The sequence below is a fragment of the Mycobacterium sp. NPDC050041 genome, from assembly GCF_049541695.1.
Classification (GTDB): domain Bacteria; phylum Actinomycetota; class Actinomycetes; order Mycobacteriales; family Mycobacteriaceae; genus Mycobacterium.
The window spans coordinates 103,053-129,458 of sequence record NZ_JBMVDG010000008.1 but is presented as its reverse complement, the minus strand read 5'-3'; the positions used below and the strand labels follow the sequence as shown (position 1 = coordinate 129,458).

Annotated in this window: 26 protein-coding genes and 1 pseudogene; 14 read left to right on the top strand and 13 right to left on the bottom strand. The window is 70.5% G+C overall.

Translation table 11 applies throughout. The features are described from left to right. The 3 genes from ACPCHZ_RS22660 to ACPCHZ_RS22650 are packed head-to-tail and all read right to left on the bottom strand — an operon-like array spanning position 1 to position 2,863. Positions 1–1,245, bottom strand: coding sequence for a hypothetical protein (locus ACPCHZ_RS22660; RefSeq protein WP_423486799.1), 1,245 nt, complete (start codon positions 1,243–1,245; stop codon positions 1–3). Beyond that, on the bottom strand, positions 1,245–2,378 hold the full coding sequence (locus ACPCHZ_RS22655) for a sulfotransferase family protein (protein WP_423486908.1): 1,134 nt from the start codon (positions 2,376–2,378) through the stop codon (positions 1,245–1,247). Before ACPCHZ_RS22655 ends, ACPCHZ_RS22660 begins: the two co-directional genes overlap by 1 nt. A 41-nt stretch (positions 2,379–2,419) precedes the next feature. Continuing rightward, on the bottom strand, positions 2,420–2,863 hold the full coding sequence (locus ACPCHZ_RS22650) for a nuclear transport factor 2 family protein (RefSeq protein WP_423486798.1): 444 nt from the start codon (positions 2,861–2,863) through the stop codon (positions 2,420–2,422). 185 nt (positions 2,864–3,048) lie between these two features. Here ACPCHZ_RS22650 and ACPCHZ_RS22645 point away from each other — a divergent pair, with 185 nt between their 5' ends. Continuing rightward, positions 3,049–3,939, top strand: coding sequence for an SDR family NAD(P)-dependent oxidoreductase (locus ACPCHZ_RS22645; protein ID WP_423486797.1), 891 nt, complete (start codon positions 3,049–3,051; stop codon positions 3,937–3,939). A 3-nt stretch (positions 3,940–3,942) separates the two neighbouring features. On the opposite strand, the gene ACPCHZ_RS22640 is transcribed toward ACPCHZ_RS22645, so the two are convergent. The 4 genes and pseudogenes from ACPCHZ_RS22640 to ACPCHZ_RS22625 all read right to left on the bottom strand — a co-directional run. Then, the gene (locus ACPCHZ_RS22640) at positions 3,943–5,178 is read right to left on the bottom strand and encodes a DUF1214 domain-containing protein (protein WP_423486796.1); all 1,236 of its coding nucleotides are present in this window, start codon (positions 5,176–5,178) and stop codon (positions 3,943–3,945) included. Positions 5,179–5,183: 5 nt separating this feature from the next. Then, a complete protein-coding gene (locus tag ACPCHZ_RS22635; protein WP_423486795.1) occupies positions 5,184–5,984 on the bottom strand; it encodes a sugar phosphate isomerase/epimerase family protein in 801 nt (266 codons plus the stop codon). Between the two features lie 2 nt (positions 5,985–5,986). After that, positions 5,987–7,159, bottom strand: a complete 1,173-nt coding sequence (locus ACPCHZ_RS22630; protein ID WP_423486907.1) for a sulfotransferase family protein — start codon at positions 7,157–7,159, stop codon at positions 5,987–5,989. 36 nt (positions 7,160–7,195) lie between these two features. Beyond that, positions 7,196–8,302, bottom strand: a pseudogene (locus ACPCHZ_RS22625) (LLM class flavin-dependent oxidoreductase); the annotation flags it as partial. A 367-nt stretch (positions 8,303–8,669) separates the two neighbouring features. On the opposite strand from ACPCHZ_RS22625, the gene ACPCHZ_RS22620 reads away from it, so the two are divergent. Further along, the gene (locus tag ACPCHZ_RS22620; protein WP_364982280.1) at positions 8,670–9,248 is read left to right on the top strand and encodes a MarR family winged helix-turn-helix transcriptional regulator; all 579 of its coding nucleotides are present in this window, start codon (positions 8,670–8,672) and stop codon (positions 9,246–9,248) included. Between the two features lie 10 nt (positions 9,249–9,258). Here the strand turns inward: ACPCHZ_RS22620 and ACPCHZ_RS22615 are convergent, their stop codons facing one another. Continuing rightward, positions 9,259–10,377: a diguanylate cyclase gene (locus tag ACPCHZ_RS22615; protein ID WP_423486794.1), complete on the bottom strand. Its 1,119-nt coding sequence runs from the start codon at positions 10,375–10,377 to the stop codon at positions 9,259–9,261. A 247-nt stretch (positions 10,378–10,624) separates the two neighbouring features. On the opposite strand from ACPCHZ_RS22615, the gene ACPCHZ_RS22610 reads away from it, so the two are divergent. The 5 genes from ACPCHZ_RS22610 (at position 10,625) to ACPCHZ_RS22590 (ending at position 18,061) form a co-directional block, all read left to right on the top strand. Beyond that, entirely contained in the window at positions 10,625–13,210 is a 2,586-nt protein-coding gene (locus ACPCHZ_RS22610) for an ABC transporter ATP-binding protein/permease (protein ID WP_423486793.1), read from the top strand. After that, complete coding sequence (locus ACPCHZ_RS22605; protein WP_423486792.1) at positions 13,207–14,940, top strand: ABC transporter ATP-binding protein; 1,734 nt, start codon at positions 13,207–13,209, stop codon at positions 14,938–14,940. The genes ACPCHZ_RS22610 and ACPCHZ_RS22605 overlap by 4 nt, the downstream gene beginning before the upstream one ends. A gap of 69 nt (positions 14,941–15,009) precedes the next feature. After that, a complete protein-coding gene (locus tag ACPCHZ_RS22600) occupies positions 15,010–15,666 on the top strand; it encodes a nitroreductase family protein (RefSeq protein ID WP_423486906.1) in 657 nt (218 codons plus the stop codon). A gap of 144 nt (positions 15,667–15,810) precedes the next feature. Beyond that, entirely contained in the window at positions 15,811–16,257 is a 447-nt protein-coding gene (locus tag ACPCHZ_RS22595; protein WP_423486791.1) for an STAS domain-containing protein, read from the top strand. Positions 16,258–16,747: 490 nt separating this feature from the next. Beyond that, the gene (locus ACPCHZ_RS22590; protein ID WP_423486790.1) at positions 16,748–18,061 is read left to right on the top strand and encodes an HNH endonuclease; all 1,314 of its coding nucleotides are present in this window, start codon (positions 16,748–16,750) and stop codon (positions 18,059–18,061) included. A 4-nt stretch (positions 18,062–18,065) separates the two neighbouring features. Here the strand turns inward: ACPCHZ_RS22590 and ACPCHZ_RS22585 are convergent, their stop codons facing one another. The 4 genes from ACPCHZ_RS22585 to ACPCHZ_RS22570 all read right to left on the bottom strand — a co-directional run bounded on the left by ACPCHZ_RS22585 (position 18,066) and on the right by ACPCHZ_RS22570 (position 20,647). Beyond that, entirely contained in the window at positions 18,066–18,701 is a 636-nt protein-coding gene (locus ACPCHZ_RS22585; RefSeq protein WP_423486789.1) for a class I SAM-dependent methyltransferase, read from the bottom strand. A gap of 65 nt (positions 18,702–18,766) precedes the next feature. Continuing rightward, on the bottom strand, positions 18,767–19,045 hold the full coding sequence (locus tag ACPCHZ_RS22580) for a hypothetical protein (RefSeq protein WP_423486788.1): 279 nt from the start codon (positions 19,043–19,045) through the stop codon (positions 18,767–18,769). A gap of 128 nt (positions 19,046–19,173) precedes the next feature. Beyond that, positions 19,174–19,761: a TetR/AcrR family transcriptional regulator gene (locus ACPCHZ_RS22575; protein WP_423486787.1), complete on the bottom strand. Its 588-nt coding sequence runs from the start codon at positions 19,759–19,761 to the stop codon at positions 19,174–19,176. A gap of 40 nt (positions 19,762–19,801) precedes the next feature. Next, positions 19,802–20,647, bottom strand: coding sequence for an alpha/beta fold hydrolase (locus tag ACPCHZ_RS22570; RefSeq protein WP_423486786.1), 846 nt, complete (start codon positions 20,645–20,647; stop codon positions 19,802–19,804). Positions 20,648–20,707: 60 nt separating this feature from the next. Between ACPCHZ_RS22570 and ACPCHZ_RS22565 the strand changes: the two genes are divergently transcribed. The 4 genes from ACPCHZ_RS22565 (at position 20,708) to ACPCHZ_RS22550 (ending at position 24,157) form a co-directional block, all read left to right on the top strand. Beyond that, positions 20,708–21,337 (top strand): TetR/AcrR family transcriptional regulator, encoded by a 630-nt coding sequence (locus ACPCHZ_RS22565; RefSeq protein WP_423486785.1) that lies wholly within the window; start codon positions 20,708–20,710, stop codon positions 21,335–21,337. Between the two features lie 75 nt (positions 21,338–21,412). Further along, positions 21,413–22,426, top strand: coding sequence for a hypothetical protein (locus ACPCHZ_RS22560; protein ID WP_423486784.1), 1,014 nt, complete (start codon positions 21,413–21,415; stop codon positions 22,424–22,426). A 28-nt stretch (positions 22,427–22,454) separates the two neighbouring features. Continuing rightward, positions 22,455–23,408 carry a VWA domain-containing protein gene (locus ACPCHZ_RS22555; RefSeq protein WP_423486783.1) on the top strand — a complete coding sequence of 318 codons (954 nt, stop codon included), beginning with the start codon at positions 22,455–22,457 and terminating at the stop codon, positions 23,406–23,408. Further along, a complete protein-coding gene (locus tag ACPCHZ_RS22550) occupies positions 23,405–24,157 on the top strand; it encodes a hypothetical protein (protein WP_423486782.1) in 753 nt (250 codons plus the stop codon). Before ACPCHZ_RS22555 ends, ACPCHZ_RS22550 begins: the two co-directional genes overlap by 4 nt. A gap of 5 nt (positions 24,158–24,162) precedes the next feature. Here ACPCHZ_RS22550 and ACPCHZ_RS22545 read toward each other — a convergent pair whose 3' ends face one another. Further along, positions 24,163–24,531, bottom strand: a complete 369-nt coding sequence (locus tag ACPCHZ_RS22545) for an STAS domain-containing protein (protein WP_364982324.1) — start codon at positions 24,529–24,531, stop codon at positions 24,163–24,165. Positions 24,532–24,693: 162 nt separating this feature from the next. Between ACPCHZ_RS22545 and ACPCHZ_RS22540 the strand changes: the two genes are divergently transcribed. The 3 genes from ACPCHZ_RS22540 to ACPCHZ_RS22530 are packed head-to-tail and all read left to right on the top strand — an operon-like array spanning position 24,694 to position 26,406. Further along, complete coding sequence (locus ACPCHZ_RS22540) at positions 24,694–25,584, top strand: STAS domain-containing protein (protein ID WP_423486781.1); 891 nt, start codon at positions 24,694–24,696, stop codon at positions 25,582–25,584. A gap of 28 nt (positions 25,585–25,612) precedes the next feature. After that, positions 25,613–25,987, top strand: coding sequence for an STAS domain-containing protein (locus ACPCHZ_RS22535; RefSeq protein ID WP_423486780.1), 375 nt, complete (start codon positions 25,613–25,615; stop codon positions 25,985–25,987). After that, the gene (locus ACPCHZ_RS22530) at positions 25,984–26,406 is read left to right on the top strand and encodes an anti-sigma regulatory factor (protein WP_423486779.1); all 423 of its coding nucleotides are present in this window, start codon (positions 25,984–25,986) and stop codon (positions 26,404–26,406) included. Before ACPCHZ_RS22535 ends, ACPCHZ_RS22530 begins: the two co-directional genes overlap by 4 nt.

Genomic DNA, 26,406 nt, shown 5'->3' with positions numbered 1-26,406 from the left:
TCAGACCGTCCCTTCCGGCAGACGCCGCAGATACGCCGCCCGCCGTGCCGCCAGTTCGCCGGCGCGTTCCTGCGGTGTCACCCGGTCCAGTCCCGGCACCTCGGCGTCCAGGTCGTCGAGCTTGACCACCCGGCCGCGCGCGCCCAGGTCCTCGCGCGGGCCGTCCGGTCCGAACTCGGCCATCCGCAGCGTCAGGATGCCCTCGTGCAGGCCGTCGGTGTCGATCCAGTTGCGGGTGCCCGGATCGGTGGCGGAGATGACGTAGGTGTAGCCGCCGCCGTCGCCCGGATGCGACTGCGCCTTGTTGAGACTGCCTGTGCGGTCCACGATCTCGAGCGTGGTACCCCAGATGTTGCTCAGCGGCACGGTGAAGTACTCCGCGCCGCCGTCGACGACGTCCACCACGAACGCCTCGTCGGGTCGCAGGTCGAACCGGCCCATCACGTAGACCTGATTGCGCATCGCACCCGCCCGGTCCGCCGACCACGCCAGGTCGAAGTGGTTGGCCGGCATCTTGTACACGCCGTGGCTGAGCTTGCCGGTGAAGTTCGCGAAGTGCGCCATCATCGCCGCGGTGGCCTCGGCCTGTTCGTCGACGGTGCGAGCCGGCCCCGCGGGCGGCCCGCCGAGGCGCTCGACCGTGAGATGGTTCGGGTCGTCGCGGCCCCAGTCGAGCAGCACGTCGCGGATGTAGAACTCGTGCGCCTCCGGCGTGGAGCGCACGTGGTTGGGTCTGCCGTTCGCGGGTTCGGAGTCCACGGTGATGGCGAACGACCCGTCGGACTCCACCTCCATGGTGCGGCCGTTGAGCACGTCGACGGTGCCCATGTTCGCGTCCCACAGCGTGAAGTAGTTCTCGGTCATCCGGTGTTCGCCGACGCGTCCGCGGATCTCGTAGCGTTCGTCGCCGCTGATCGGGATCACCCGGTACACGCTGTCGGGATTGTCGATGCCCCAGCGTGTTCCGGGGATGGTACGTCCGGCCACCGGGTGCGCCAGCCGGGTGATGCAGGTGACCTTGGGCCGCAGCGGGTCCTGATTGGACGACCACACCGCCGCGGAGAACATCACCTCGGCGAACGCGGCGTCGAAGCGCTCCCGCATGGCGTCCGACGGCTTGGCGCGGGACAGCCAGTTCTCCGCGACCGAGGTGTAGGCGGCGCGCACGGTCGGGTGTTCGGTGAGCTCCAGGGCGGCCAGTTCGTGCTCGTGCTGCGCGGCGGTGGCGACGGGGTGGTCGGTCATCAGGTCCTCGGGTGTCGGAAGCGGGATTTGTAGGCCGCGAAGCGGTCGTCGACCTCGGCCCCGGTGAGGCCGTAGTCCTGCAGCGCATAGGCCGGGCGCTGCGGCGCGCGCGGCCGCTCGACGAGCCACCGGCGCATCGCCGCCTCGGCCTCGGCGGTGAATGCCAGGCCGATGGCCTCGTACACCCGCGTGACCGCTCCGATCGGGTCGGCGACCGCGTCGGCGTAGGCGATGTCGGTGACCAGGGCGCCGGGCCACTGCGTGCGCACGGCCATGGCCCGGTCGGTGGTCCAGCCCATCCGCTGCAACCACTGTGCCCCGACGCGGTGCCGGTCGACGGTGTCGGCGTGCATCGCGTGCAGTGTCGCGTTGAGGCTGGCGCCGGAGGCGACGGTCTCGCGGGGATCGCGGTGCATGTGCACCACGTGCAGATCGGGGAACCGTGCCCGCAGGGCGTCGAGGTAACCCAGGTGGGCAGGCGATTTGAGCACCCAACGCCGGCCGGCCGGCCCGGCGTGCCGTTTCTGCCACTGCAGGAACTGCAGCATGCGGTGCAGGTACTCGTACGCCGGCGCGAAGTCCTGCGTGTCGATCCAGGACCGGTACCGCGGCACGTGCGCACCGGACTCGGGCACGTGGGACAGGAACGCGTCGGACAGGAAGTCGATCTCCTCCTCCGGTTCGCGCGCGTACATCGGGTGGATCGCGAACAGGTCCGGCGCGAGCTCGCGCGACCTGGCCTCGCGCGTTTCGCTGATGGCGATCCGCGGGTCGGTCCCCGACCAGTCGTGGTCGAGCCGCGGCGCCACCTCGACCACCTCCCAGCCGTAGGCGCAGTGCAGACGGGGATCGGCGGCCAGCAGCCGCTGCAGCAGCGTGGTGCCGCTGCGCATCATGCCGACCACCACGATCGGGGCGGCGATCACCTCGTCGAGGATCTCCGGATATCTGCGGATCCACTCCTGGGCGCGCAGCCGCATCCGCAGGCTGTGCACGATGCCCGCGCGCAGGATGTGCACGCCGATGTCGTTGAGCTCGGCGGCCGCGTAGTCGTCGAGCAGGACGGCCAGCGGCTCGGCGAACGGCACCGGGCCCCAGTCCTGCAGGCCCTCCTTCTGCTGGGCGGCGGACATCACCGCCGCGACGTCGAACGCGGCGGTCTGCGCGGTGCCGGTCACCACTTGAGGTGGTGACTCATGTCGCCGACCTGGTCGACGAACATGGTGCGGGAGTCGAACCACCAGCGCCCGTCCACCCGGTGGAACGTGTCGTGATAGCGACCGGTGACGATGACCTGCAGCGGCAGGTCGGGTGTGGCCTGCGTGACCAGGTAGTACGACCGGGCCGCGGCGCTGCCCGCGGCCTCGTCGACCTCGATCCGCACGTTCGTGGTGTGGTGGTGGGTCTTCGGGGTGCCGTCGTCGTGGAGCCGGGTCGCCATGTCGTACATCTGCCGCACCCGGACCGCGCCCTCGAACACCGTCTCCGGCGGGCCGTTCTCCACCCCGCAGATCCGGCCGTGCGCGAACAGGTCGGCGACCGCGCCGAGATCGCCGGCGTCGATTCGCTCGGCATAGGAGTAGATCAGGTTCTCGATTTCGCGTGCGCTGTCGGTCATGCGGAATGCCCCGTGGTGAACGGTGCGCGAACGGCGTTCTGGCGCAAGGGCGACCCCGCAATCCGGCCACGGAGGCCGTCATGGCCAGCCGTACTACTGGCTCTAGTCAATTAACCAGCAGTGAACATCGGTGTCAACGGCCGGGGCCGGTCCGGCGCGGTGCCGCACCGGGCTACCCTCACACCGTGACCACACCGTGGGCGCCGAGCCGACTCGGCAACCTGACCGGCAAACGCATCGTCGTCACCGGAGCCACCAACGGGGTGGGCCTGGGCACCGCACGGGCGCTGGCCGCGGCGGGGGCGCACGTCATCATGGCGGTCCGCAACACCGAACTCGGCGCGCAGCGCGCCGCGGAGATCGGCGGCTCCACCGAGGTCCGCAAGGTGGACCTCGCCGACCAGGCTTCGGTGCGGGCGTTCTGCGCCGACCTCGACGGCGAGATCGACATCCTGATCAACAACGCCGGGGCCCTCACCCAGGCCCGAACCGACACCGTCGACGGCTTCGAGGGAACGATCGGCACCAACCTGCTCGGGCCGTTCGCACTGACGAACCTGCTGTTCGACCGGGTGACGTCGCAGATCATCACCGTCGGGTCGAATGCGCACCGCAATGCGACCCTGCGCCTCGACGACATGCATCTGCGCACCAACAAGTGGACCGTGATGGGCGCCTACGCCCGCTCGAAGATGGCCGTGATGCTGTGGGGCCTTGAACTGGACCGGCGGCTACGGGCGGCGAAGTCGCCGGTGGTCAGCCAGCTGACCGATCCGGGCTGGGTGGCGTCGAACATCTCCCAGGTGTCGGACAAGCCGCTGATGGCGGTGGCGCACAAGGTGGTCAAGGGGGTGGCCGACCGGCTGGCCAACGACATCGACGCCGGCGCGGCACCGACGCTCTACTGCATCAGCGAGCCCATCCCGCCGGGCAGCTACGTCGGGGTGGCGGGTCGGATGGGTCTGACGGGTGGGCCCGTCCTGATCGGCCGCAGCGAGGCCGCCTGTGACTATGCCTCGGCCAGAAGGGTGTTCGAGTTCGCCGAGCAGGAGACCAACACCACGCTGCCCGTCTGAGCCTCAGATGCCGTAGCGCAGCTTCACGCTGCGGTAGCGGTCCTGCAGCTGGGCGGTGCGCTGCTCCGGCGTCACCATCGCGGTACCGGGCGGCAGTGCGTCGAGTAGGTCTGCCCGCGGCACCAGCCGGGTGCGGAACACCGCGGCGTGTCGGCCGGCCAGATTGCGGTAGGTGAGGTTTCCGTCCGAGAAGCCCTGTGTGTCAAGCCAGTTGTGCACCAGCGGGTCGTCGTGCGACAGCACCAGCCGCACCACTCCGTCGGCGTCGACCGCCGTACGGGCCGGGGTGTAGCTGACCGGTCGGTGCAGGAAGTCCATGCTCGAGCCGAACACGCCGCCCATACCGAACACCCAGAATCCGTCGTGGGCGTCCATCTCCACGATCAGCGCCTCGTCGGGCGCCAGCCGCCACACCATGTGCGCGGCGACCCGGCCGCGCTTGGCGTCGGCGTCGGAGTCCGCGGACCGGTCGGCAGGAAACCGGTTGAGTTGCAACGGGTCACACACGCCACCGGAGTACCGCCACGAATGCTCGGGCCAGTCGCGCATCGCGCCGGTGAGGAAGTCGGCGGCCCAGCCGAACGCCTCGACCATCCGGTCGGCCGACGGCGGTGCCGGCGGGCCGGTCATGCCCACCCGTTCGATCGTCAGCGTCGTCGGTGTCTCGTACCAGGCGTCGAACGCCTCGCGCACGAACAGCTTCCGGCTGCCTGCGGTGGTCGGCAACCAGTTCTGCGGGCGTTGCGGCCCGCCCACGTACACCTCGAATCGACCGTCGGCGTCGGTGACGATCTGGTGGCCGAACAGGTTGGCCTCCGGGATGTCGCCGAAGGGTTCGTGCAGCGACGGCCACTCGGTGCCGGGGATGGTGTCCGGCCGCGGTCCCTGCACCGTGATGTTCAGCCACCGCGCGGTGCCGCGGGCGCCGGTGAGCCGGTAGGTGTGGGCGCCGTCGATCCAGGCCTGCCGGTAGGTGAAGTCGGCGACGTCGCCGCCGAGCTTGCGGGTCGGCGTGCAGAACGGGTGCAGCTGCGGGTACGCCGGGTCGCGGGTCTCCAGCGCAAGGTCGAAGGCCTGCCCGAGGTTCTGGGTGAGGAAGCGGAAGGCGTCGGCGCGCTGCACCGGCGTTCCCGGGTTGACATCCTTGAACGCCTGCGCCCCTGCGTCTTTCAGTCGATCGCAGAAGTCGCGCCACGCCTGATCGAGTGCATCGTCGGCGGGTCCGTCGCGGAAGGCCACGATGTTCAGGCTCCCAGGCGCGTCAACAGATCGGACAGGTGGCGCGCCGCACGTGCGGTGGCCGGCGCGGCGCCCTCGGCGTCGATGCGCGGTCCCACCAGTTCGATGTCGAAGACACCGCCGTAGCCAGCCGCCAGCACGTCGCCCAGGATCCGCAGCAGGTCGATGGTCCCGTCACCGGGCACCGCCCGGCACGGTGCGCTCCGGTCACCGAGCACGTAGTCGCTGACCTGCACCAGTCCGGTGTGCGGCGCGGCGCGCTCGATGAGCCCGCGCAGCCCCGCCTCCATCCAGCAGGCGTGCAGGTCGACACACACCCCGATGTCCGCGCGCTCGGCCAGCGCGATCGTGTCGGACAGCGTGTGGGCCATGTGGATGTCGGCGTTGAACGGCGAGGCGTTCTCCACCAGCAGCCGGACCCCCGCGGCTTCGGCGGCCTCCCGGCCCGCGCCGAGCAGATCGGTGAGCCGGTCGGCGGCCCGCTCCCACGTCAGCCCGCCGCGGCCGCCGGTCAGCAGATACAGCCGCTCGGCGCCGAGTTCCGCGGCGACGTCGACGACCTCCAGCAGCCGCCGGCCCGCCTCGCCACTGTCGCGTTCGATGTCCGGATGGACGGCGAAGACGTGGTTCACCGTGGTGACCCGCGGCCCGCCGCGGCGCACCGCGCGCCAGGCCTCGGCGGACAGCGGGAACGCCTGGCTGACCAGTGTCATGTGCTGGATTTCCATGGACCGGCAGTGCTCGACGAACACCTCGGTCGGCTGGCCGAGGAAGGCCACCTGGTGCAGGCTGACGCGGGAATGCACGGCTAGGAACGCTTTTCGATGGGCACCCCGAAGCGTTCCCGGAACGGGCGGAACTCCTCGTGCAGCGCCTCGAGGTCCTCGCCGATGTCGGTGAGCACCGTGGTGGAGTACCGGAACTTGCCGTGCCGGTCGCCCTTGTTCGTCGCCAGGTAGTCACGCATCGCCGCTTCGGCCTCGGCGGACAGCTCGCGGCCGGCGAACCCGTAGCAGTCGCGAACGGTGGCGACGGGGTCGGCGACGAAGTCCACATAGCGGACGTGGTGGATGCGCGGATCGGCGGCGAGCGGGTTGGTCATGGTGTTGGCGATGCTCGCCCGCGTCATCTCCAGGTGGAACTTCGCCTCGGCGGCGAGATCCACCGGGCCGACGAGCCCGTCGGCGATGTCGGCCATCATCATCGTGCGCGACGCCGCCACCTGCACCGGGTCGCGGTGCAGCCAGACCAGCCGGGCATCGGGATAGGCGTCGAAGAACTCGGCGAGCCGGAAGCCGTGGAAGCCCTTGCACACCCACTGCTGCGGCGGCCCGCCGTACTGAAGCTGCTGCAGCATGGCGCGGTGGATGCGGTACTGCGCTGCCGCGTCGGTGGGAAGCCCGGCCGCGAGTGTCTTCATCGGCACCCGCCACCAGGCCGTCGGTGTCATCACCCGGAAGTCGAACGCCCACGTCCGCTCGTCCTCGGGCAGTCCGTCGCCGAGCATGTCGTTGTACGGATGGCTGTGCAGCCACTTGGGCAGCTTGGCGTTGATCTCCCGCCAGTCCTCGTCGGCGCGGGCCCGGCGGGGATCGTCGGGGCCGGCGAGTCCCGGCGGCGGCGACGGGTACATCACCTCCCAGAACCTCAGCGCGCGGGCGGCAGGATCCACCGACATCAGCGCGTGCATCAGCGTCGTGCCGGAGCGGGGTTCGCCGGTGACGAACAGCGGTCGGTCGATCACCTCGTCGGCGATCGGATGGCGTTGGCGGTCCTCGAAGAACTCCAGTCGCGACGTGAGCAGCCACCGGCACACCTCGGTGGCCTGCCGCCGTCCGGCGTCGTCGAGGCCCGCGGCGTTGAGGTGGTCCACGGCCACGGCGAACCGCGCGGGCAGGGTGTCGTCGCCCCAGTCGGTCAGACCGGTGTCCCGGCACGCCGCGCCGAGCAGTTCCTCCGCGTCGAGTGCGTTGTCCGACAGGGTGATCGGTGCGGGCGCCGCCGGGGCAGCGTCGAGCAGCGCGAGCAGCATGTCCTCGGTCTCGCGGACCTTGCCCGCCGAGGCGGCGCTGTAGGCCAGCCCGGCCATGCCGCCGTACTCCATCAGCTTGAACACCCGCATGCCTGCGTCGGCGAAGTCCTTGAGCCGCTGAGCCACCTCACGCGGGCTGCCGCACGGGAAGATGTCCCGGATGGCCTGGGTGTCCACCTCGTCGCAGAACCGCAGGAGGTTCTCCCGCGACAGCTTCACCGGATCGAAATCCTGTACCCCGCGCCAGTTCTCGCCCATCGGATGCCGGTGTCCGAAGGCTCGCAGATCCGCCGCGGTCAGCAGCAGCAGGATCGACTTCACCAACGGCGCGCGCAGCATCTCGGCGATCTCGTCGTCGTCACCGATCAGGCAGATCTGCGTCAGCGCGGGCACGATCGCCATCGGGTCGCGTCCGGCGCGGTCGGCGGCGGACCGCACGGCGGCGAGCTTGGCGGCGTAGTCCTCGGGCGTGTAGGCGCCCATCGGCCACCAGCCGTCGGCGTACCGGCCGGTGAGTTCGAGCATGCGGGGTCTGGCGGCGCCGATCCACAGCGGCGGACAGCGGCCGTCGACGTGGGCGGTATCGAGGCGGGCGTGGTCGAGGCGGTAGAACTCGCCGCGGAAGTCGACGGGGCCCTCGCTGTCCCACAGCAGTCTGATCACCCGGATCGACTCCTCGAGACGGCTGACGGGACGGGCGAAGTCGAAGCCGTAGGGCACGATGTTCTCGAGTTCACCGGATCCGAGGCCGAGGATGAAGCGGCCGTTCGAGAGGTGGTCGAGGGTGAGCGCCGTCTGGGCGAGCAGCGCCGGGTGCCTGCGCACCGTGTCGACGACGCTGGTGGCCAGCGGGGTGCGCTCGGTGAGCACGGCCGCCGCGGCGGCGACGGCCATGGCGTCCAGATTCTGGTGGGGCGACGGCGAGGCGGTCGCCAGGTCGGTGAATTCCGGTGTCCAGATCGCGTCCGGCCAGAAGCTGACCATGTGGTCGGGAATCCAGATCGAGTGGTACCGGCCGGAGTCGTACGCGCCGAGCTGATCCAGCCCGAGCGGGAGCGTGGTGCGCAGGAACGCGGCCGGTTGCACCTTCATCGCGGGGCGCTTGCATGCAGGCTGTTGAGCACTCGCACAGCATACGAGCCGTGACCCTCTCGCCGCGGCAACTTCCCGCGTTGAGGTCGCCAGGGGCCCGGGTGAGCTACGTATGCCGACGTTGCTGTGCGTTGACGCCGGCGTCGATTTCGCCCGGTTGCTCGCCGTACCGCCGTCCCGGCGCCCGGCTGCAGCAGGACGATCCGGGTGGTGCCGGCACCGTCTGTCGCAGGGGTCACAGGGTGCGGGTGTCAACGTTAGGGAAACCCCCGATTCCTTCACCCCCGTTGCGCGTCGAGACTTGGCGACAAGGGACACGTGCGGCGCGGCGAATAGACAGTCGCGTCACGAAGGGGGAGGGGAAAGCATGATCCAGCAGACGGAGGAGCGTCGGATCGGCGGGGAGCACCGGCCGAGCCTGATCGGCCAGTTTGGGGGGCCGCGACCGCTTGAACAGCGGACCATCGGCGGACGCACCGCCAGCGAGGTGCCGGGACTCGACATCGGGGAGCTGCGTTCGTGGCAGAACTTCCTCGACGCGTCGCTTCGGCTGACGGCCCGGCTCAACCGGGTGCTGTCCGACGCGCACCAGGTGGGGCTGTCCGACCTGCGGCTGCTGCAGCGGCTGCAGAAGTCCGACACCGGCTCGGCGAGGATGGGGGACCTCGCCGACGCGCTCGTGGTGTCGGCCAGCCGGATCAGCCGCCAGGTGGGCCGGCTCGAGGACAAGGGCCTTGCCAAGCGGATGCCCAGCGAGAAGGACGGCCGTAGCGTGCTGGCCACCATCACCGAGAAGGGCACTGCCCTGCTCGAGGAGGCGATGCTCACCTACGGCGAGGCGATCCGTGAGCATTACCTGCAGCAGCTGTCCCGGCCGCAGACCGCGGCCATGGCCGAGAACTGCAGGCGGATCAACGCGGCGCTGATGTGCGAGGACACTGTCTGAGCGCGTCGCCTCAGTCGCGCGCGTTCGGCTCGCCCAGCACCCGCAGCGGTGGGTTGCGCACATACCGGGCCTGATTGCCGCCGTCGACGCGTGCCTGCCGCATGGCCGCGCAGGCAATGCCGATCACCTCGTCGAGCACCTCGTCGGGTGGATGCCGCGTCAAGGGCCGCAGCGGTGTGCTGACCACCCCGATGCTCGCCGTCAGGCCTGACGGGGTGGTGGTGATCGCTCCGCGCAGCCGCTCCACCAGCGGCGACGCATCGGCGGTGGTGAACGTGTCGGCGATCAGGAACTCGGCGTCGGCCTCGCCGGTCAGCATGTGGGCGACCACCGCGTTCTGCCGGACGTTCTCGCGCATCGTCTGGCCGACGGCGACCCGAACCTGGTCGCCGACGTGCACGCCGCCGACGTCGACCCGGAGCGAGAAGCTGTCGATGCTGACGACGACGATCACGAAGTAGCGGTCGTCGTCGCGGCTGCGCGACGCCAGCAGCGTTGCCGCCCGCAGCCCGAATGCGTCGCGATTCAGCAGGCCGGTGAGCGGCTCGATCTCGTCCTGGTCGATGTCGTCGACGATCAGCCGGCTGGCGGTCCGGCAGGTGTAGACCACCACCACGTTGACCGTCACCACCAGCGCCGCGCCGACGACCGCCAGCGTGGCGTCGGCGGTCATCCGCAGGGCGAGCGTCAGCAGCGTGGCCGCCATGCCCGTCCACACCAGGAACAGCAGTCGCAGCGAGTGGAAGAACGCGACGTAGGCCGCGATGATCGCGAAGTTCGTCGCCCCGAGCAGCCCCACCAGCGGAACCGGCTGGATCAGGCACCCCGCAGTGACCGCCACCGTGCCGATGACGACGCTGGCCGCCGATTCGGTGCGACTCGGCCAGCGGCGGCGCAGCCACAACAGTCCGACGACCAGGCACGTCACCGCCACGGCGGCGGCGATCACCCGGTCGCGACCGGTCTGCGGCCCGATCGAACTTCCCGTGAGCGCCAGCGGCAACGCACCGGCGACGACGACGGAGCCCGCGATGACGCGACAGGTGCGCACCTGCGCTCCGCGCGCCGCCAGGATCGCCGTCAGCCAGTAGTAATGGTCCCCGGGACCCACTCGCTTCGACGCCGTCATCTCCGCGTCATCTTCCGTCCGAACTGTCCGCGCCCCCGGCCGCTCACCCATTGTCCCTATCGCCGTCGACGGCTTTTTCATTATCGGTCGATTGCCGACGGACGTGTTGACTGCCGGTTAGGGGACCCTTAGTTTGTGGTGACAGCTTTGCGCGAACCGGCTGGTGTGGAACGCCCGGACCGGACTCCGCCCACCCGAATGCTCGGCCGACGATGGCGTGGCGACGTGCCGCGGGAGAGGACACCTGATGGCACGCGGTTTCCAGGGCGCCATGATGAAGGGGTTCGGCGCGCGCGACCACACCGCGACGGTGATCGGGACCGAACGGATCGCACCGCACTTCATGCGCATCCGGATGGAGTCGCCGACCGTCTTCGAAGACGTGGTGCCCGAACCCGCGGCGTGGCTGCGGTTCTGGTTCCCCGACCCTGAGGGGTCCGATTCGGAGTTCCAGCGCGGCTACACGCTGTCGGAGGCCGACGCCGACAGCGGCCGTTTCGCCGTCGACGTCGTGCTGCACGAACCGGCGGGTCCCGCGTCGACGTGGGCGAAGACCGTGCAACCCGGCGCGACCATCGAGGTGATGGCGCTGATGGGGTCGACGCGCTTCGATCTGCCCGAGGAACCGCCCGCGGGCTACCTGCTGATCGGCGACGCGGCCTCGATCCCCGGCATCAACGGCATCATCGGCGCGATCGACACCGAGGTGCCCATCGAGCTGTACCTCGAGCAGCACGACGAACACGACCCGCTGATCCCGATCACCGAGCACCCGCGGCTACGCCTGCACCGGGTGGCCCGCCGCGACGAGAAGTCACTCGCCGAGGCCCTCGAGATCCGTGACTGGTCGAACTGGTACGCCTGGGCGACGCCCGAGGCCAACACCCTCAAGCATGTGCGGAACCGGCTGAAGGAGTTCGGTTTTCCCAAGTCCGAGATCCACGCCCAGGCGTACTGGAACGCGGGCAAGGCGATGGGCAGGCAACGCGGTGGCGACGAGCAGCAGACCGCCGCGCCCGCCGTGACAGCAGCGCCGGCGGCCGAGGCCCCGACACCCGTTCCCGCGGCGCCACAGGGCAGCTGGCGTTCGCAGGCGGCGGGCAGGCTGCTGGCGCCACTGAAGACACCGCTGATCGTCTCCGGGGTGCTGCAGGCGGTGATCACGCTCGTCCAGCTGGCGCCCTTCGTGCTGCTGGTCGAACTCGCCCGGCTGCTGCTGACCGGCGCCGACGAATCCCGTTTGTGGACACTGGCGTTTACCGCGCTGACACTGCTGGGCGTCGGCACCGTGCTCGGCGCCGCGCTGACCCTGTGGCTGCACGCGCTCGACGCCCGGTTCGCGCGCGAGCTGCGCGGCCGGCTGCTGACCAAGATGGCCCGGCTCCCGCTGGGCTGGTTCACCGCCCGCGGCTCCGGCTCCATCAAGCAGCTGGTGCAGGACGACACCCTGGCCCTGCATTACCTTGTCACGCACGCCATTCCGGATGCGGTCGCCGCGGCGGTGGCGCCGGTCGCCGTGCTGGTCTACCTGTTCGTCGTCGACTGGCGGATCGCGCTGGTGCTGTTCGTCCCGGTGCTGGTGTGGATGGTGCTGACGTCGACGATGACGGTGCAGTCCGGACCGAAGATCCCGCAGTCGGCCAAGTGGGTGGAGCGGATGAACGGCGAGGCCGGCGCCTACCTCGAGGGTCAGCCGGTGGTGCGGGTGTTCGGTGGCGCCGCGGCGTCGAGCTTCCGTGCCCGGCTCGACGAGTACATCGCGTTCCTCAACGACTGGCAGCGGCCCTTCGTCGGCAAGAAGACGACGATGGACATCGCGACCCGGCCCGCGACGTTCCTGTGGCTGATCGCCGTCACCGGCACGCTGCTCGTCGTCGCGGGGTCGATGGACCCGGTGAATCTGCTGCCGTTCCTGTTGCTGGGCACCACCTTCGGTTCCCGGCTGCTCAACATCGCCTACGGGCTGGGCGGCATCCGGACCGGCGTGCTCGCCGCGCGGCGGCTGCAGAACACGCTCGACGAGCCCGAACTCGACGTGCGCGACGACGCCGCCCCGCATGACGACAACCGGAGCGGCATCGTCGAATTCGACCGCGTCACCTTCGGCTACCGCCCCGGGGTGCCGGTGATCAAGGACGTCTCGCTGACGCTGCGGCCGGGCACGGTCACCGCGCTGGTCGGGCCGTCGGGCTCGGGCAAGTCGACGCTGGCCGCGCTGCTGGCACGCTTCCACGACGTCGCCGACGGCGCGATACTGGTCGACGGCAGGGACGTCCGGTCGCTGAGCGCCGACGAGCTGTACCGGCGGGTGGGCTTCGTGTTGCAGGAGACCCAGCTGGTGCACGGCACCGTCGCCGAGAACATCGCGCTGGCCGAGCCGGACTCACCGCCGGAGCGGGTGCACGCGGCGGCCGAGCAGGCCCAGATCCATGACCGGGTGCTGCGGCTGCCGGACGGCTACGACACCGTGCTCGGCGCCGCCAGCGGGTTGTCCGGCGGTGAGCGGCAGCGGCTCACCATCGCCAGGGCGATCGTCGCCGACACCCCGGTGCTGATCCTCGACGAGGCCACCGCGTTCGCCGACCCCGAGTCGGAGTACCTGGTGCAGCAGGCGCTCAACCGGCTGACCAGTGACCGCACCGTGCTGGTGATCGCCCACCGGCTGCACACCGTCACCGGCGCCGACCAGATCGTCGTCCTCGACGACGGCCGCATCGCCGAACGCGGCACCCACGACGAGCTGCTGGCCGCCGACGGTCTCTACCGGCGGCTCTGGGACACCGCCCGGCCCGGCGAGGGCGCCGTGGCGAGCGCGCAGGAGGCGACGCGATGATCCCGACCCTGATCCGGCTCATCCCGGTCGACCGCACGCCAAGGGTGGCGCTCTATGCGGCACTCGCGCTGATATCGGTGATTCTGCGGGCCGTCGCCGCGGTGCTGCTGGTGCCGCTGATCGCCGCGCTGTTCGGCGACACCCCGGCGGACGCGCTGCCGTGGCTCGGCTGGCTGACCCTGGCGACCCTGGTGGGCTGGGCGGTGGACGGCGCGACCGCGCGGATCGGTTTCGACCTGGGTTTCGCCGTCCTCGACCGCACCCAGCACGACGTCGCCGACCGGCTGCCCGCGGTGCGGCTGGACTGGTTCGACGCCGAGAACACCGCCACCGCACGGCAGGCCATCGCGGCGACCGGGCCGGACCTGGTGGGCCTCGTCGTCAACCTGCTGACCCCGCTGCTCAACGCGGTGCTGCTGCCGCTGTCGGTCGCGCTGGCACTGTTCGCGGTCGCGCCGTGGCAGCTCGGCGCCGCTGCGCTGGCCGGAGTGGTGGTGCTGCTGGCGGCGATGGGCGCCTCGGGCCGGCTGAGCCGGCAGGCCGACCGGGTGGCCGGGGAGTCCAACAGCGCGCTGACCGAACGGCTCATCGAGTTCGCCCGCACCCAACAGGCGTTGCGCGCCGCGCGCCGCGTCGAGCCCGCCCGCAGCCACGTCGGCGAGGCGCTGGCCACCCAGCACGGGGCGACCATGCGGCTGCTGCTCATGCAGGTGCCCGGGCAGCTGCTGTTCAGCATCGCCAGTCAGCTGGCGCTCATCCTGCTGGCAGGCGTGACCACCGTGATGACCGTGAACGGTGCGCTCTCGGTGCCGGAGGCCGTCGCGCTGATCGTCGTCATCGCCCGCTACCTGGAGCCGTTCACCACGCTGAGCGAGCTGGCGCCCGCACTCGAGACGATCCGCGCCACCCTCGACCACATCCGCGCGGTGATCACGGCGCCGACGCTGCGGACGGGCACCGGCACGCTGCCCGAATCATCGGCGCCGCCCCGGATCACGTTCTCCGACGTCACCTTCGGCTACGGGGACACCCCCGTGCTCGACGGCGTCAGCTTCACGCTCGAGCCGGGCGCCACCACCGCGATCGTCGGGCCGTCGGGTTCGGGCAAGAGCACAATCCTGGCGCTGATCGCCGGACTGCACGAACCGGTGTCGGGTCGGGTGCTGATCGACGGTGTCGACGCGGCAGGCCTTGACGCCGAGAGCCGTCGCGCCGCCGCGAGTGTGGTGTTCCAGCAGCCGTACCTGTTCAACGGCACCATCCGGGAGAACGTGCTGGCCGGTGATCCCGCCGCAGACGCCGGCGAGCTGGCGCGCGCGACGGCGCTGGCCCGGGTCGACGAACTGACCGGACGGCTGCCCGACGGCGATGCCACCCGCGTCGGCGAGGCGGGCACCGCACTGTCCGGTGGCGAGCGCCAGCGGGTGAGCATCGCCCGTGCGCTGCTCAAGAAGTCGCCGGTGCTGCTCGTCGACGAGGCCACCAGCGCGCTGGACAACGAGAACGAGGCGGCGATCGTCGACGCGCTCACGGCCGATGTACGGCCGCGCACCAAGGTGATCGTCGCGCACCGGCTGGCCAGCATCCGCCACGCCGACCGCGTGCTGTTCCTGGACGGCGGCCGCGTCGTCGAGGATGGCAGTATCGACGAACTACTTTCAGCCGGCGGCCGGTTCGAGGAGTTCTGGCGCCAGCAGCGCGACGCCGCGGACTGGCGCATCCACGCCTGACTTCGCCGGACCTCGTCGCCAAGACTCGGGGAGGCATGCGTGGCCGACACCAGCAGTGACGTCTGGGAGGTGCTGTCGACCGCCAGGTCGATCCGGCGGTTCACCGCCGATCCGGTGGACGACGCCACGCTAACCCGGTGCCTGGACGCCGCGCGCTGCGCGCCCTCAGGGGCCAACGCCCAGGGCTGGCGGTTCGTGGTGCTGCGGTCGGAGCGGCAGCGGGCGGTGGTGGCCGAGGCCGCCGCGCAGGCGCTCGCCGTCATCGAACCGGTCTACGGGATCACCCGCCCGGCAGCGGACGACCTCAGCCGGCGCGCCCGCGACAATCGCGCGCTCTACGAGTTGCACGACCGGGCAGGCGAATTCACCTCGGTGCTGTTCGCCCAGCAGCACTACCCGACCGCGTCGGAGCTGCTGCTGGGTGGCTCGATCTTCCCGGCCATGCAGAACTTCCTGCTCGCGGCGCGCGCGCAGGGGCTGGGCGCCTGCCCGACCAGCTGGGCGTCATACGGCGGTGAACAGCTGCTGCGCGGGGCGGTCGGGGTGCCCGAGGGCTGGCTGCTGGCCGGGCACGTGGTGGTCGGGTGGCCCAAGGGCAGGCACGGCCCGGTGCGTAGGCGACCGCTGGAGACCGTGGTGAACCTCGACCACTGGGACGCCTCCGCGGGCGAGATCATCGGCGGTGCGGATTCCGTCGCCCGGCCGGCGAATGCTGAGTCTGGTTAAGCTTCTGATCATGAATGCATGCACGAATCGATCTTGGCCGAAACGATATTGAGTATTCGGGCGATCTCTAGCCGCTGATGCGGAATCCGTAGTACTTTCCGGTCGAGAACGAAGCGACCCCCCGTTCCGCGTGGAAGGTGCGCCATGCTGAGCACTACCGACAACCGTTGTGCGGTCGAGCCGCGCAGTCCTGATGACGGTGTCGAACTCACTGGCCGGGCCGCCTTCGCGGTGCGTCGCCATTCGCCGGCCCGGGTGGTGGTGACCGTCGACGGTGAGATCGACGCCACCAACGGCCGGGCGTTGGGCCGATTCGTCGAGCGGCACACCGGCATCTCCACCCAGCTCGTCCTGGACCTGAGCGATGTCGAATTCTTCGGCTGTCAAGGCTTCCGGGCCCTGTACTACATCGGGGTGCACTGTGCGCGGTCCGACGTGGACTGGGCCCTGGTCGGCAGCCCGGCCGTACGGAGGCTGCTGCAGATCCTCGACCCGAACAACGAATTACCGCTGGTCGAAGACCTGGCCGCCGCAGAGTCGCGGCTGGACTGCCTGGCTCGCTGTCACCGCCTGGCGATGGGACGGGGCTGAGGGCTGTCGTCGTCCGTACTGACATCGGCTGATGGCGATCATGGCAAACGCAACTAACGCGATCGCCGCTCACCAATCTCGGTCAGAACAGCGTGAACATGCGGTTATCGTTCTCGCATCCTGGGGCAGCGGGTTCCGGTAGCAAAGAGTGGGATCGATCATGAACCGAGACAGAATTTCCGTGTGCAAGAGAATCCCGGCAGTCCTCGCCGCGGCAGCGGGCATAGCGGCTTTCGGGCTGCTCGCCACGCCGGTCGCGAGCGCACAGCCCCCCGGCCAGTGTCCCGAGGGTCAGTTCCCCACAACGGACGGATCCGGGTGCGCGGGCGTCCCGGACCCCACGAAGTACGGCTGTCCGCCCGAAGACTTCCAGTGCATGTTCGAGAAGACGCTGGGTCCGCGCTGAGGGTCGCTCGGATTCACCGCGTGGGGCCCGCTCCACGGTCGTGATGCAACGGGCGTGTCGGTGGGCGCCGGTATGATCGCACACATGTTCGAAGAGTTGTCGGCGGTGCCGTTCGGGGCTGACGAAGCCCGGCTGCATGCCCGGTTGGCGGCGTTGGAGACGGCCAAGGCCGCCTGCGCCGCCGGGCAGGCCCGGGTCGCCGTTGAACTCGATGCGATGCGGCGGGCGCGCGAAGCCGCCCAGGGGGTGCCGGCGGCGAAGCGGGGTCGGGGGTTGGCCGGGGAGATCGCGTTGGCCCGGCGGGCGTCGCCGAATCAGGGTGGGCGGCATCTGGGTGTCGCCCGGGCGTTGGTGTATGAGATGCCGTGCACGCTGGCGGCGTTGGAGTGCGGGGTGCTCACCGAGTGGCGGGCGACGCTGATCGTGCGGGAGTCGGCGTGCCTGTCGGTCGAGCACCGCAAGCAGTTGGACGCCGAGATGTGCGGCGATCTGGCTGCGTTGGAGGGCCTGGGTGACGGCCGGATCGAGGCCGAGGCGAAGAAGATCGCCTACCGGTTGGATGCGCAGGCGGTGGTCGACCGCGCCGCGAAGGCGGTCACCGAGCGGACGGTGACGATCCGGCCCGCCCCCGATGTGATGGCGTACGTGAGCGCGCTGCTGCCGATGGCCCAGGGGGTTGCGGTGTACGCCGCGCTCAAGAATGCGGCCGACACCACTTTCGATGAGCGCAGCCGCGGGCAGGTGATGGCCGACACCCTCTATGAGCGGGTGACCGGTCGCAGCGCAGCGACACCGGTGCCGGTGACCGTGGATCTGGTGATGTCGGATCGGGCGCTGCTGGGTGGGGATGGCGAGCCGGCGCACCTGCAGGGCTATGGGCCGGTCCCGGCGTCGATCGCGCGGCAGATGGTGGCTGATGCCGCGGGTGCGGGGGTGGCGGCGTTGCGCCGGCTCTATGCGCGGCCGGTGTCGGGGGCGTTGGTGGCGATGGAGTCGCGGTCGCGGTGTTTCCCGAAGGCCTTGGCGAGGTTCATCGATCTGCGTGATCAGCGGTGCCGCACGCCGTATTGCGATGCCCCGATCCGCCACCACGACCACGCCGACCCGCATCACCGGGGTGGGGCGACCAGCGCGGTCAACGCCCTGGGGGACTGTGCGCGGTGCAATTACGACAAGGAGGCTCCGGGCTGGCAGGTCAGCACCGGCGAGGTCGACGGCGTGCACACCGCCGATTTCGTCGCCCCCAGTGGGGGCCGCTACCGCTCCACCGCGCCGCCGGCGCCGGGGAAACTCGACATCCTGGTCAAGCGCCCGCACCAGCGGATCACCTGCGGCGCGGCGCTACTCAAGAACCGGCTGCACCCAGACCCGGGACGATATCGCCCACGTCGAACGTGACCGGCTACCGGCCGCCGACGGTGATCATGTCGGACACCAGCTGGGTCCATCCTGGACGCCGGACCCGGTGTTGGTCGACGAGCGTGAATCCGGCGTCGGTGAACAGCGTGCGCATCTGCGCGGGCGACGGGTTGTGCGCGGGACTGCGGCGGCCGAGCGTCAGCCGGTCGAAGGGCGCCGGCAGATTCGGATTGATCGTCGTGACGGCGACCAGCCCGCCGGGCGCGAGCACGCGATGGAATTCGCGCAGGGCGGCCGGCTGGTCGAAGAAGTGGAACGCCGAAGTGGTGACGACCGCGTCGAGCGCACCGTCGTCGAACGGCAACCGCTCGGCCGGTCCCTTGCGCCAGTCGACCTTCGCTGACCGGGCGTGCGCCTGCTCGAGCATCCCGTCGGACATGTCGACGCCGTAGATTTCGTCCGGCCCGAGCTCGCGCTGGATGCGATCAGTGAGAATGCCCGTGCCGCAAGCGATATCGGCTATCCGCCGGGCCCCGTGGGTGCGCAGCCGGTCGACCACCTCGTCCTGCGCGGGGCGGTACACCAGGCGTTGCAGGAGCTGCTGGTCGTACAAGGGCGCGGCCACACTCCAGAATCGTGTGATCGCGTCGTTCAGTCCCCTGCGCGTTTCCGTCGCCACGTGTATCGCCTCCGAATCGCCTCGACGCTCCACAGTACCGAGGCGGCCTGTGGGCGCCGGTCGGGTCAACGCGAGCAGTCCGCCTTGAGGGCGACCCTGCGGGAGTCGGCCACCGCGAATGGGTTCTTCCCGTCCTCGTCACGCAGGACGAATCCGGTCTGCCTCCGCGGGTTTCGATCGGTAGCGGCGCATTCGGCCCCGTGGGTCTCGAAGGTCGCAATGGAGTGCCCCGCCGGTCCAGAGGCCGCCTCGGCCGCCGCCGTCGGTGCAAGGATCGTCGCGCAAGCCGCCGCGGCGATACCGGCGGAGATCAACAGGTGGGTCCTCATGGTCGTGCCTTCCATTCGTTGTGAGTGTTCAGAAGGCTCTACGAGGCGGGACGCGAAAAGGTTCACCGCACCGGCTCTACTTCTCGCATTGACTTTGCGATGAGGGTGCAGAAGTGCGAGTGAGGGGCGCCCTCAATGCAAAGTCAACGCAAAGGAGGCGTGGGCAAGGCCTGCGCGCCCTGGGCACTGAACGCGTCGAACATGAGGCTCAGGTAGCGCCGGCGCACCGCCTTCGGCTGGTTCATCGCCACCGACGCGGTGGTCACCATCGCGACGAAGTTGACCACGTCGTCCGCGGTCAGGTCCGCCCGCAGCAGTCCGGACTCCTTGGCGTGCGCGATCATCGCCTCGAACTGCTCGCGGTCGCGGGTGAACAGGTCGACGGTCAGCTCGGCCAGGTCACCCATCGAGGCGAGCAGTGGCCGCTGCTCGAACATGGCGTCCTCGAGACGGGCCAGCGCGTCGATGAACGCCTCGCGCGGCGCGTTGTCGCCCAGCGCGGTGATCGTCGGCCGGATGTCGTTGACGACGATGTCCTCGTACACCGCGGCGGCCAGCGCGCGGCGGTTCGGGAAATGCCGGTACAGCGTCGCGTTGCCGACGCCCGCGGCCTTGGCCACCTGGCTCAGGGTCGCGGAAGTGCCGTCGCGCGCGAAGATCTCGCGCGCGGCGGCGACGATCCTGCTGACGTTCGCGAACGCGTCCGATCGTTGGTGAGCTGTGCGCGCCACATCCAAATGGTAGCGCGCTCCCAGTTAGCGCGGTGCTGATTCAGGCGTCGGTCTTTGCGGTGATCGAGCTGATCGCGTCGACCACCGCCAGCGGGGCGTCCTGGGCGACGAACGTCCGGGCATCCGGCACCTCGACCCAGGTGGCGTCGGGGAACAGCGCGACGAGGCGCCGTCCGAGAGCGGGGGTGAAGCTGCGGTCGAGCATGCCCCACACCACCGTGACCGGCTTGGTGAACCGGGGCAGGCGCGATGCCACGTCGGTGAGGTCCGTCTTCGCGACGTTGCGCAGCAGCCTCGCGAGTTCCCGCCGGATCCGCTGATCGTTCTGGCATGGCGCCACCCACGCCGCGGTGAGTGTCGGATCCGTCCGGAACAACATCCCGAAGCCGATCGGGGAGTGGCGCAGCGCAGTGATCCTCATCAGGTTCATCAGCAGCTTGATCGACAGGTTTCCGCGCAACGTCGCGAACACCAGGTTGAACGGGAACGGCGGGAACTTGTCGAACGCGTCGCAGTTGGTCAGCACCAGCCTGCCCACGGACTCGGGATAGGCGTCGACCACCAGCTGGCAGATGCCGCCGCCGGTGTCGTTGCCGACCAGGGTCACGTTCTCCAGTCCGAGCGCGGAGATGGTGTCGCGGACCATCGTGGCCACGCCCATCGGCGACAGGTCGGCGCGATCGCCCGCGGGGCGAATGTGCGATCCGAGCGGCCAGTCCGGCAGCACGCAGCGGAAGCCCCTGCGCGCCAACTCGTCTGCGACCCCCGACCACAGCCGGTGATCGACGAGGATGCCGTGCACGAACAGGACCGGGGGATGCGGGGAGTCCTCCGGGCCGACGACGCGGTAGTCGAGGGTGGTGTCCTTCAGGTTCAGCTGTGGCATCTCGGATATCCTTCGATCGACATTTACAAACACTCGGTATGAAAGTTACGTGCAGACTGTATGAAAGTCAACGGTTCCCCGGACGGCCGGCCCGTGCGCCGCACTCAGGCGGAGCGCACCGCCGAGACCCGCGCCCGGCTGATGGCGGCCGGGCGCCGACTGTTCGCCGACCACGCCTTCGCCGACGTGTCCACCCAGCAGATCGTGGCGGCGGCCGGCGTCACCCGGGGCGCCCTCTACCACCAGTTCTCCGACAAGGCGGCGCTGTTCGAGGCCGTGTACGAGCAGGTCGAGGAGGAACTCGTGGCGAGCATCGCCGAGGCCATCGCCACCGCGGCGCCAGGGGACCAACTCGAGGCGATGCGGCACGGCGTCCGGCTGTTCCTCGACCACTGCGCCGCCCCGGACGTGCACCGGATCGTCCTCGTCAACGCGCCCGCGGTGCTCGGCTGGGAGCACTGGCGCGAGGTCGGGGCGCGCTACGGGCTGGGGGTGATCGAGGCGATGCTCTCGCAGGCCATCGCCGACGGCGTGCTGCCCGAGCAACCGGTGCGGCCGACGGCCCACGTGCTCCTCGGCGCGCTCGACGAGGCGGCGCTGTACGTGTCCCGCGCGCAGGACCCCGAAGCCGCGCAACGGGACATGTACGAGGTCTGCGACCGGATCATCCGCGGGATCGCCTCGCGGTGACCACAGCAAACCGGGCCGACGTGTTGAGAGCCGACGCGAAGGGTATGCCAAGCGCGCTATGAGCGAACACCGACCATGGAGCTGACCTGGTGGCCGGTCGCGATCGCCGGGTTCGCACTCCTGGCCGTGGTTGTCGGCCTGGCCGTACTGCTGCCGATGGCGCACGCGCCGCGCCGACTGCGACCGCTGGCCAACGTCGACCGCCTCACCCGGCTGCCCGAGTACGCCAGGGCCGCGCGCGTCCGCCGGGCCTCCGCGCTGGCCACCGTGCTGATGCTGGCGGTGCTGTTCGGCGCCGCCGTGATCGCGGGCGCCCGGCCCGTGGACGTGCGCACCGCCGAGGAGAGCCAGCCCGAGGAGGTGATGCTCTGCGTGGGTCAGCCCGCCACCGATCCGGCCACCGCCGCGTTCCTGTCCTACTTCGCCGGACAGGTCACCACCGGCCCCGGCACCGAACGCATCGGACTGACGTCGTCCAATCGGCGGGTCGTCCCGCTCACCCGCGACTACCAGTACGCCGCAGGCCGATTCAACGACTACGCCGGCCTAGAGCCGGCATCGGACGAGGCCGGCTCGTTCGCGCCCGCGGTCACCTACGTCGACTATGCGCGCACCGTCGAGGACGTACTCGCGCTGTGCCTCACCGGCTTTCCGACGGACGGGCCCGCGACCGCGTACCGCCGCTCGCTGATCTATCTCGGGCCCAGCGTGTTTCGCACTGACGGCGCCGAGCCCGGACTGTTCACCGCCGACCAGGTGGGCGACCTCGCGGCCGATGCCCGCGCTCAGGTGAACATCGTCGCAGTGGCCGATCCCACCGAGTCGTCCCGGGACGCCGACGCCGCGCTCGAAGACCTCGCCGAACGCACCGGCGGGCAGTTCTTCCGTCAACTGCCCGCGGGCGTCGGCGGCGGCGCCGACCAGCTCACCACCCGGCTGGACGCCATCCGCGCCGACCCGCCGCCCGCCGTCCCCGCCGACAGCGGGCTGTTCAGCAAGCTGCCCGGCGAGTCGCCGACCGTGCCGCTGACGGTGGCGCTGCTGTCGGCCGCCGTGTTGTCGGTGGCCCTGGTGGTGCTGCGTCGATGAGCGCTTGCGCGAAGAGGAGACGGCACCGATGAGTGTTGACCCCGTCCTGCCCGGGCCGATCCTCGCGGTGGTGGCCGCGGCGCTCGTCGTCGCCCGGCTGGTCACCTTGCGCCAGGTGTTCGTGGCCACCGGCGCGCAGCGACGCGCGGCGGCGCTGCGCTGGAGCGGCCTGACCCTCGCGGTGCTGCTGGTGCTGGCGGCGCTGGCCCGGCCCGGGGCCGGCACCGTCGAAGCGGACTCCGCTGCGGCGGCCCCGGCAAGCGGGCCGAACGTCTTCTTCGTGGTGGACCGCTCGGTGGACTCCGGCGTCGCCGACTACGGCGGCCGGCCCCGGATCGAGGGCATGCGGACCGACATCGAGGCCCTCATCGAGCGCTACCCGCAGGCCCGGTTCGCCATGATCTCTTTCGCGGCCCGTCCGTCGCTGGACTGGCCGCTGTCCGACGATGCGTGGAGCCTCGAACCGGTGGCCGCCGCGCTGACCCCGTATGCCGACCCGCCCGACGCGGCGGCGCAGGTCAACGTCGCCGCCGCTGCGAATCCCCTGCGCTATCAGCTGATTCAAGCCGGCCAGCAGTATCCGCAGTCCCGCAACCTGGTCTTCTACCTCGGCTCCGGCGCGGGCGGGTCGGAGGCGCCGCAGGGCCGCTTCGAGCTGGAGACGGGCATGGTCGACGGCGGTGCGGTGCTCGGCTACGGCACACCGGGACCCGACGGTGGCGCGCCGCTCGACGAGGCCGCGCTGCAGCAAGTCGCCGACCAGCTGGGCGTGCCGTATGCCCGGCGCGACGCGGGGCCACCGCTGGAGAGCGTGCTGCCCGCCCCGTCGTCCGCCGACACCGAGAATGCGCAGAACACCCCGCGCACGGAGTGGTACTGGTTGTTCATGCTGCTGGCCGCCGCGCTGGCACTGGCCGAGATCTACCTGATGGTCCGCGAGCTGCGCAGGCACCGGGCGGCCCGGCGGGCGGTGACCTCGTGACGCGCCGGCGGGGGCCGGCCCCGCGGCGGCTGAGACTGCGCAGGCGGCTGTTGCTGCTCTCCGCGCCGGTGGCGTTGCTCGCGCTGGTGGTCGCGCTCAAGCTGGTCACGATGGTGGCGGCGGGGAGCTCAGCCGTCGACGACTACGCCGAGGGCGACCTCGACGGCCTGTCCTCCGACGTGTCGGTGCTGCAGTTCGGCAACCTCGTCGAGACCGCGAAGGCGCCGTTCGCCGCGGGCACGCTTGCGGTGCTCGACGGCCGCCTCGCCGACGCGGACGTGGAGTTCGACGAGGCGCTGCGCCGCACCGACGCCGCGCAGTCCTGCCCGGTGCGGGTCAACCTCGAGCTGGTCCGCGAGACCCAGGGCGACCTGGCCGGCTTCGCCAGGGACCCGGTGGCCGCCCGCGAGCGCTACACCAGCGCGCTGGCCGTCGTCGAAGGCGCACCGCCGGAGTGCTTCGAAGGCAACACCGACCCGGACGAGGAGCGCCGCGCCATCCGCGACGACGCCGCCGAACGACTGGCCGCCAAGATCAGGAACGCCGACGCGATGCCGCCGCCACCACCACCGCCGCCACCACCGCCTCCGCCGCCCCCACCGCCACCGCCCCCGTCGGCGGGGTCACCGACCGAGGACGAGGAGCAGCGGCCCGACGACCCGCGACGGTTGGACCCGCGCGGCGGCGATCCGCTGGAGCGGTTGAAACGGGTGCTGCGGGATGCGGCCGGCGCCGCTGCGGCGGGCTGAGCAGGTCAGACGGTGGCGTCGCCGTCGCGCAGATCGGCCAGCGCGTCGTCGAGCGTGGCGTGCAGCGGGAACACGTCGTCCAGGCGCGTCAGCTGGATCGGCCGTGCGGTGACGGGGCCGCTGGCCACCACCGCGTAGCGCGCCGACCCGCTGACCTTCTCGTGGGTGGCGACCAGGATCTGCAGGCCCACCGACGCCAGGAACGTCACCTCGGAGAGGTCGATGATCAGGGCGGCGGGACGCTCGTCCACCAGGCCCGCGACCACTTCCTCGAGGGTGGCGGAGGTGGCGAGATCGACCACGCCGCCCACGGCGAGCACCGCGATGCCGTCGACGTGCTGCACCGAGGTGGAGATCGCTTGCGAAGCTGACAACTGCCGTCCTTACGTCGCCATCCGCCGGTGGGCGGACGTTGGAAGCCTAACCGTCTCGGGCAACACGGAAAAAATACTTCACCGGAAACGGGCTCACCACCGGGATAGGCTCGTCAGGTGACTCGCGCGCCGGGTGCGCGCATGCGCTGGCCGGGAGAGCACATGACCGAGATGTCGACCGATTTCACCGCCGCGGGCACGCCCGGCATTTCCACCGAGGGGCTGTTGCCGCAGCTGGTCAAGCATCTGCGGCAGAACCGCACGGTGCTGCGCGAGGAATGGGCCCGCCGCATCACCGCCGCCGAACTGCTCACCGCGATGACGCCGGAGGAACTGTTCTCCGAGGCGACCGCGGTGTACGACAACTACGTCGAGGTGCTGGAGACCGGCAGCGTGGAAGCCCTGCAGGCCTACGCCCGCGACCTGTCCGAGCGCATCATCCCGCGGGGCGTCGAGACCGACGAGGTGCTCGGCATCGTGCTGCTGCTGCGCGACGTGCTCGCCCGCTCGCTGTTCGAGAAGTACCAGACCGACTTCGACCTGCTCAACCGCGTGCTCGACGCCTACGAGCCGGCCGCCAACCGCATCGCCAACACCGTGGGCGTCAGCTTCGTCCAGGAACGCGAGCGCATCATCCGCCAGCAGCAGGAGGCCATCCGCGAGCTGTCCACCCCGGTGCTGCAGGTGCGCGAGCAGCTGCTGATCCTGCCGATCATCGGCGTGCTCGACAGCCAGCGCGCCCGCCAGGTCACCGAACAGCTGCTGCGGGCCATCCGGGCCAACCGCGCCAAGGTGGTGGTCATCGACATCACCGGCGTCCCGACCATCGACTCCACCGTCGCCAACCACCTGGTGCAGACCGTCGACGCGTCGGGCCTGATGGGCGCCAGCGTGATCATCACCGGGCTGTCCTCGGAGATCGCCCTGACGCTGGTCACCATCGGCCTCGACCTGTCGAAGATGAACGCTGTCGGCGACCTGCAGGGCGGCATCGAGGAGGCAGAACGCCTGCTCGGATACGAGGTGAGCCGCACCGGCGAGCAGAACGGCTGAGCGCGCCGACTGCGCCGCAACCACTTCCATGCCGGTACCCATCCTCAAGCAGGGCGCGATCCTGATCGCGACCGTGCAGGCCGCGCTGACCGACTCCGACACCGAGCGGCTGCAGCACGACCTGATGGAACGGGTCAGCCGGTTCCGCGCGCAGGGCATCATCGTCGACGTGACCGCGATCGACGTGATGGATTCCTATGCGGCCCGGTCACTCCGGACGATCGCGCACATGACGCGGCTGCGCGGCGCCGACACAGTGATCGTCGGCCTTCAGCCCGAGGTGGCCTTCGCGATGGTGCAGCTGGGCCTGGTCTTCGACGGCATGCACACCGCACTCGACCTGGAGGAGGGGCTGGCGCTGCTGCACCGCCGGGCGCCCGGCGACGAACGGCCGCGACGGTGACACCGCCGCGGTCGGCGGACTTCGTCGTCGACGTCAACGACTCCGACGACATCGTCACCGCGCGTCAGGCCGGCCACGAACTCGCACGCCGACTGGGCTTTTCGCTGACCGACGTGACCATGGTGGCCACCGCGATCTCGGAGATCGCGCGCAACATCACCAGCTACGCGGGCCGCGGCGAGGTGCGGGTGGGGGTGCAGTACCGCGACGGGCGCAGGGCGCTGGTGGTGCGTGCGGAGGACGACGGCCCCGGCATCGCCGACATCGACCGCGCACTGGAGGACGGCTACTCGACCGGCCGCGGCCTCGGCCTCGGCCTGCCCGGCGCCCGGCGGCTGATGGACCGGCTGATCGTCGAGTCGACACCGGGGCAGGGCACCGTCGTCGAGATGTGGAAGTGGGCGCCCGACGATGGCTGA

Excerpts from the sequence above, each read along its gene's own strand:
- ACPCHZ_RS22660 (WP_423486799.1), bottom strand. The coding sequence starts at position 1,245 with ATGACCGACCACCCCGTCGCCACCGCCGCGCAGCACGAGCACGAACTG.
- ACPCHZ_RS22655 (WP_423486908.1), bottom strand. The coding sequence starts at position 2,378 with ATGTCCGCCGCCCAGCAGAAGGAGGGCCTGCAGGACTGGGGCCCGGTG.
- ACPCHZ_RS22650 (WP_423486798.1), bottom strand. The coding sequence starts at position 2,863 with ATGACCGACAGCGCACGCGAAATCGAGAACCTGATCTACTCCTATGCC.
- ACPCHZ_RS22620 (WP_364982280.1), top strand. The coding sequence starts at position 8,670 with ATGATCCAGCAGACGGAGGAGCGTCGGATCGGCGGGGAGCACCGGCCG.
- ACPCHZ_RS22615 (WP_423486794.1), bottom strand. The coding sequence starts at position 10,377 with ATGACGGCGTCGAAGCGAGTGGGTCCCGGGGACCATTACTACTGGCTG.
- ACPCHZ_RS22610 (WP_423486793.1), top strand. The coding sequence starts at position 10,625 with ATGGCACGCGGTTTCCAGGGCGCCATGATGAAGGGGTTCGGCGCGCGC.
- ACPCHZ_RS22605 (WP_423486792.1), top strand. The coding sequence starts at position 13,207 with ATGATCCCGACCCTGATCCGGCTCATCCCGGTCGACCGCACGCCAAGG.
- ACPCHZ_RS22595 (WP_423486791.1), top strand. The coding sequence starts at position 15,811 with ATGCTGAGCACTACCGACAACCGTTGTGCGGTCGAGCCGCGCAGTCCT.
- ACPCHZ_RS22590 (WP_423486790.1), top strand. The coding sequence starts at position 16,748 with ATGTTCGAAGAGTTGTCGGCGGTGCCGTTCGGGGCTGACGAAGCCCGG.
- ACPCHZ_RS22580 (WP_423486788.1), bottom strand. The coding sequence starts at position 19,045 with ATGGAAGGCACGACCATGAGGACCCACCTGTTGATCTCCGCCGGTATC.
- ACPCHZ_RS22570 (WP_423486786.1), bottom strand. The coding sequence starts at position 20,647 with ATGCCACAGCTGAACCTGAAGGACACCACCCTCGACTACCGCGTCGTC.
- ACPCHZ_RS22565 (WP_423486785.1), top strand. The coding sequence starts at position 20,708 with ATGAAAGTCAACGGTTCCCCGGACGGCCGGCCCGTGCGCCGCACTCAG.
- ACPCHZ_RS22560 (WP_423486784.1), top strand. The coding sequence starts at position 21,413 with ATGGAGCTGACCTGGTGGCCGGTCGCGATCGCCGGGTTCGCACTCCTG.
- ACPCHZ_RS22555 (WP_423486783.1), top strand. The coding sequence starts at position 22,455 with ATGAGTGTTGACCCCGTCCTGCCCGGGCCGATCCTCGCGGTGGTGGCC.
- ACPCHZ_RS22540 (WP_423486781.1), top strand. The coding sequence starts at position 24,694 with ATGACCGAGATGTCGACCGATTTCACCGCCGCGGGCACGCCCGGCATT.
- ACPCHZ_RS22535 (WP_423486780.1), top strand. The coding sequence starts at position 25,613 with ATGCCGGTACCCATCCTCAAGCAGGGCGCGATCCTGATCGCGACCGTG.